Source organism: Lysinibacillus sp. UBA6686, from assembly GCF_002455205.1.
Classification (GTDB): domain Bacteria; phylum Bacillota; class Bacilli; order Bacillales_A; family Planococcaceae; genus Lysinibacillus; species Lysinibacillus pakistanensis.
This window is the reverse complement of record NZ_DKJS01000069.1, coordinates 1-5,541: the sequence shown is the minus strand read 5'-3', so window position 1 is coordinate 5,541 and position 5,541 is coordinate 1. Positions and strand designations below refer to the sequence as shown.

Annotated in this window: 4 protein-coding genes and 1 rRNA gene; 3 read left to right on the top strand and 2 right to left on the bottom strand. The window is 37.0% G+C overall.

The features are described 5' to 3' along the window. Together rrf and B2R82_RS18420 are read right to left on the bottom strand one after the other, a co-directional pair. Positions 1-106 (bottom strand): 5S ribosomal RNA (rrf, locus tag B2R82_RS18425); the annotation flags it as partial. A 366-nt stretch (positions 107-472) separates the two neighbouring features. Next, complete coding sequence (locus tag B2R82_RS18420; protein WP_286926321.1) at positions 473-1,552, bottom strand: cysteine desulfurase family protein; 1,080 nt, start codon at positions 1,550-1,552, stop codon at positions 473-475. 91 nt (positions 1,553-1,643) lie between these two features. Here B2R82_RS18420 and nadB point away from each other — a divergent pair, with 91 nt between their 5' ends. From nadB to nadA, 3 genes are read left to right on the top strand one after another with little or no spacing between them, the layout of a single operon-like run. Continuing rightward, positions 1,644-3,230 carry an L-aspartate oxidase gene (gene nadB / locus B2R82_RS18415; RefSeq protein WP_286926320.1) on the top strand — a complete coding sequence of 529 codons (1,587 nt, stop codon included), beginning with the start codon at positions 1,644-1,646 and terminating at the stop codon, positions 3,228-3,230. Further along, on the top strand, positions 3,187-4,047 hold the full coding sequence (nadC, locus tag B2R82_RS18410; RefSeq protein ID WP_286926319.1) for a carboxylating nicotinate-nucleotide diphosphorylase: 861 nt from the start codon (positions 3,187-3,189) through the stop codon (positions 4,045-4,047). Before nadB ends, nadC begins: the two co-directional genes overlap by 44 nt. Continuing rightward, positions 4,034-5,137 carry a quinolinate synthase NadA gene (gene nadA / locus B2R82_RS18405; RefSeq protein WP_286926318.1) on the top strand — a complete coding sequence of 368 codons (1,104 nt, stop codon included), beginning with the start codon at positions 4,034-4,036 and terminating at the stop codon, positions 5,135-5,137. Before nadC ends, nadA begins: the two co-directional genes overlap by 14 nt. Positions 5,138-5,541: the final 404 nt, after the last annotated feature.

The window sequence follows — 5,541 nt, the reverse complement described above, 5'->3', positions numbered from 1 at the left end:
GTCCTACTCTCACAGGGGGAAGCCCCCAACTACCATCGGCGCTAAAGAGCTTAACTTCCGTGTTCGGTATGGGAACGGGTGTGACCTCTTTGCCATCATCACTAGACCTATGTATTTTTGTTTTGAAGTTGTTTACCTGTCCTTCAAGACAAGAATTATTGTATAACGTTTTCTCGCATTGTGCAATACTTTTTTATAAAAAAAAGAATTTATTACTTTTTAAAGATATTTTTGTCATGTAAGAGAAATAATCACTCTGCTATTCATTATAGCAATTGTTAAAAAAAAAGAAAACAATTATTTTACACAAACTATACAATTATGAAATAGGAAGAATTGGTATTGAGAATAATATTAAATTAACATAAAAAATAAACCCAATTAGTGGGGATTTTTCATTTCCAACTAATTGAGTCAATGGATTAGTATATCTTTTACATTTATTTATACGTATATTTATCTACTGAATCTATTAAATAGTAGAAAGTACCATTTTTAGTTGATCAATTTCCTCAAATGTCGTTGTAGGACCAAAAGAGATCCTAAAAAATTGTCGTGCTGCTTGCATCGAATAGCCCATTGATAAAATAGCTTTTGTTCCAGATTCACTATGAATATCGCAGGCACTTCCTGTAGAAATGCATATTCCCGCTTCATTTAATTTTAGCATAACATATTGCCCCTCCAAATTTTCCATCAATATACCACAAATATTGGGCAATTGACTCTGACAGTCAATTAGTCTGCACGTATGTGGTAAATTTCTCTTAAAATATTCTCGTAGTTCATGAAAATACTGACCATTATAATGGTAATTTTCAATGGCAGAGGCAAAGGCAACAATTGCTGGTGTATCTAATGTCCCTCCTCTTAATCCACGCTCATGAGTCACACCAGGTGTTAATGAAGGAACACGAAGCTTTGGATTTATATAAACAGCCCCACACCCTTTTGGACCTCCAATTTTATGTGCTGAAATGGTAATAGCATCCACTTGCGGTTTTAACGGAAGTTTACAAAAAGACTGTACACAATCAACATGTAAGTAAATATTAGACCTTTCTGCTAACTCTGCAATTTCTTCCACAGGTTGAATAGAGCCTATTTCTGAATTAACATGTTGAATTGTTATGAGTGCCGTATCTTCGCGTATCACTTCCTGTACTTGCCTCACATGAATACACCCATTTTGTTGTAAAGGTAATCTAGTGACTATAAAACCTATTTTTTCTAAAGTATTTAACGCAGCATGTACGGATGTGTGTTCTGCCTGAGATGAAATAATATGCTTCCCTTTTTTTGATGCTAATGCTAAAGATAAAATTGATATGAGATTTCCTTCGGTGCCACTTCCAGTAAAAATAACGCCATCATTATTTACGCCAAGTGATTTTGCTACAATGGCTCTTGCCTGTTCAACAAAATAATTTGCTTGCCCCCCTACATCATGTAAGCTTGCACTATTTCCATAATAACGTTTTGCTACCTCACTGTATGCTTCAAGGGAATTTGCTGACATTGGAGATGTTGCTGCGTAATCCAGATATATCATTTAAATCTTCCTTTCTATTTTATCAGGTCTTGTTTTCTTTTTTATTTTATGTAAAGATAAGTGTCAAGACAACTGTAAAGAAGGTATGGCTATGGATGTAAAGACAGATGTACTTATTATTGGTAGTGGAATCGCGGCTCTTCAAGCAGCGCGGATACTTGCTGAACACTTTCAGGTGCAGATTGTTACAAAGTCATCTATTACTATCAGTAGTTCCTATCGTGCTCAAGGTGGAGTTGCTGCCGTTACAAGTCGAGAGGATCATCCAACATTTCATATTGCTGATACATTGACTGCTGGAGAATATCATCATGAAAGAAGGAATGTAGAAGTCCTTATAGAAGATGGCACCAAAATTATAGGTGATTTTCTCAAAGAGGGGTTCCCTGTTGATCGACAGGCAGATGGGGCTCCAGCTCTAGGCCTAGAGGGTGCACATAGTCATCGACGTATTTTACATGCTGGTGGAGATCGTACTGGTCAGATAATGATAAATTATATGCTTAACCAGCTACCATCTACTATCAATATTAATTGCTATGAAACAGCCTTTGAGCTTTTATTAAATACAGCCGGAGAGTGCGTGGGTGTACTAACAAAAGGAATTAATAGGACAAAACGCTATCTTGCTCATCATGTAATTCTAGCCTCTGGAGGAGCTGGCGCCCTTTATACATGCACATCAAATTATGAAACAAATACAGGTGATGGTATCGCATTGGCCTATCGTGCAGGCGCTGCCATCAGTGATATGGAATTTATGCAGTTTCATCCAAGCTTACTTTGGATTAATGGAGAGGCAAAGGGCTTAGTGTCTGAGGCAGTACGTGGTGCTGGTGGAATCTTTGTTGATGCACAACGTCAACCGATTATGAAAGGTTTACATGCTCAACTTGACCTAGCTCCCCGTCATATTACTGCATTTGCATTATTTAATAAACGAGCTGCAGGACAAGAAACATTTATTGATATTTCAAATATCGAGCACTTTGAAGCAAAGTTCCCTGCAATTGCACAGTTATGTCATGATAACCAGATTGATATACAAAATGGTTTGATTCCTGTAGTACCAGGTAGCCATTTCTTAATGGGTGGTGTTATAGCCGATAACATGGGGAGAACAACTATTTCAAATCTGTATGCAATTGGTGAGGTTGCTTGTACCGGGGTGCATGGTGCCAATCGTTTAGCAAGTAACTCTTTGTTAGAAGGAATTACGTTTGGACAAAGAATGGCGCAATTCATTATTAAAGCTGGTTGTAAGCAAAATAATTTTTCTATCGATGTTAAACATCATCGACAACCATTACCATTATTATTTGCGAAAGATCAATTACGACAAACAATGATGCACACATTAGGTATAGTAAGAAATCCTGTAAATATGCAACAGTTCAAACAACAACTACCGTCACTAAATACACTTCTACAAGTGGATTTAAGTGGGTTGAATAGACAAGAGCTTGAACTTTATATGATGCATATTGTCGCCACCCTAATGGTACATGCAGCTATTACACGAACAGAAACACGCGGAGCCCACATACGCTCTGATCAACCACTAAATCGTACGAAATGGGCAAATAGGTGGATTATTTTTCAACAAGGACAGATGAAAGTGAGGAATTCATTGTATGAATATCATCAAGCTCGAGGAAATGCTCAAGCAATTTTTTAACGAGGATATAGGAGATGGAGATTTATCGAGTGAATTCATTTTTTCTGCTGAACAACAGGGATCTTTTTCTTTTTATGCCAAAGAAAACGGAATTTTTTGTGGCGTACCTATAGTTGAACATGGTTTCCTTCTACTTGATCGGTCGATGGATATTACGCTTCTTAAAAAAGATGGGGATGAGGTTCATGAAGGGGATATAATCGCTGTTATTAATGGATCTCTTCAGAAATTACTAATTGGAGAACGTGTAATATTGAATCTTGTTCAGCGCATGTCTGCTATCGCTACAGCTACAAATTTAGCTGTTCGTGAAACGATCGGTACGAATGCAAAAATATGTGATACTCGTAAAACAATCCCAGGACTGCGTATGTTAGATAAATATGCAGTAAGAATTGGTGGTGCCTACAATCATCGTAATGGTTTATACGATTCCATAATGTTAAAGGATAATCATATTGCCTTTGCTGGCAGTATTGCTCAGGCAGTACAGGCTGCACGTGCAAAAATTGGGCATACGGTTAAAATCGAGGTAGAAATCGAAACCAAAGCACAGCTTGATGAGGCAATTGCAGCTGGTGCAGATATCATTATGTTTGATAATCGTAGCCCTGAAGAAATAAGACAATGGCTTCCAGCTGTTCCCCCACATATTGCTACAGAAGCTTCGGGTGGTATCACACTTCATAATCTAAATAGCTATGCTAAAACGGGCATTCAATGGATTTCACTTGGAGCCCTAACACATTCAGTAAAAGCCTTTGATATTAGTGCACTTGTACAAACGAAAGGAGCTAAATCCCTTGTCCATCACTAGTTTATTGCAGCAAACGTCACTATTACCAGAGTATTACCGGACATTATCGAAAAGTGACATGGAATCTCGTATAATTGCTATAAAAAATAAATTAGGTAGTAAGCTTTTTATTCCTGGTCATCACTATCAAAAGGATGAAGTTATTCAATTTGCCGATGCTACGGGTGATTCCTTGCAACTTGCTCAGCTATCAGCAGCTAATAAAGAAGCAGAGAATATTGTATTTTGTGGCGTCCACTTTATGGCTGAAACCGCTGATATGCTAACTAATGAACAGCAACATGTTTATTTGCCTGATATGCGGGCAGGTTGTTCAATGGCTGATATGGCTGATATTTATCAAACAGAACAAGCCTGGCCTATTCTACAGAAACTTTTTGGCGACACAATTATTCCGCTAACATATGTCAATTCCACTGCTGCTATAAAAGCATTCACTGGTCGGCATGGTGGGGCATGTGTCACATCCTCCAATGCAAAAGATATGGTCAAATGGGCATTTACACAAAAACAACGAATTTTCTTTCTACCAGATCAACATTTAGGTAGAAATACTGCATATGATTTAGGGGTTCCACTTGAAAATATGGCTGTTTGGAATCCACATTCAAATATGCTAGAGACAGAGCAGCCCCATGAAAAAATCCAAGTGATTTTATGGAAAGGTCATTGTTCTGTCCATGAAGGTTTTACAGTTGAGCATACTGAATTTGTACGTCAAGCACACCCAAATATGCGCATTCTAGTTCATCCAGAATGTAGTCGTGAGGTCGTAGCAGCCGCAGATGATGCTGGCTCTACAAAATACATTATTGATACGATTAATAAAGCACCAAGTGGCTCTTCATGGGCAATCGGTACAGAAATGAACCTTGTTAATCGTATTATTACACAACATCCTGATAAGCAGATTATCTCTTTAAATAAGCATTTCTGTCCATGTCTAACTATGAATCGAATTGATCTTCCTCATCTGCTATGGTGCCTAGAAAGCATAGAGCAAGGGCAACCCCATAATCGAATTCAAGTAGATGTTCATACTGCAACAGAAGCACGTATTTCCCTCGAAAGAATGCTAATCAGAGTATAATAAACAACAAACCGTCTACTTACTTTCAGGTAGACGGTTTTATTTTTTAATAATGAATTTAATTGCTTAGTTTCCTACATAACTTGAAAAAAATATATCTTTAAATATTTGAATCATTTACTAATCTTTAATGTATGTTATTCATGCACTTACATTATCTCAACTAAATAAAATTGAAATCAATATTTGCATTGTAAATGTAAAATGATTTAATCACCTATTTTTCTATTTCTGTAGTCTCATTATCTTTTAATCCTGAAAAGTCAGGTAAAAGTTCCCCTCGCTTTAAAGTGTAATTGTAGGAATACCCCTAGAATCTATAAGAATATCTTTAAAATACAAAAAAGCAATAGATGTAAATTAACATCTACTGCTTTTCTCATATGACCCGTACGGGATTCGAA

Bases quoted from the DNA above. Each gene is read 5' to 3' on its own strand.
- B2R82_RS18420 (WP_286926321.1), bottom strand. From the start codon at position 1,552: ATGATATATCTGGATTACGCAGCAACATCTCCAATGTCAGCAAATTCC.
- nadB (WP_286926320.1), top strand. From the start codon at position 1,644: ATGGATGTAAAGACAGATGTACTTATTATTGGTAGTGGAATCGCGGCT.
- nadC (WP_286926319.1), top strand. From the start codon at position 3,187: ATGAATATCATCAAGCTCGAGGAAATGCTCAAGCAATTTTTTAACGAG.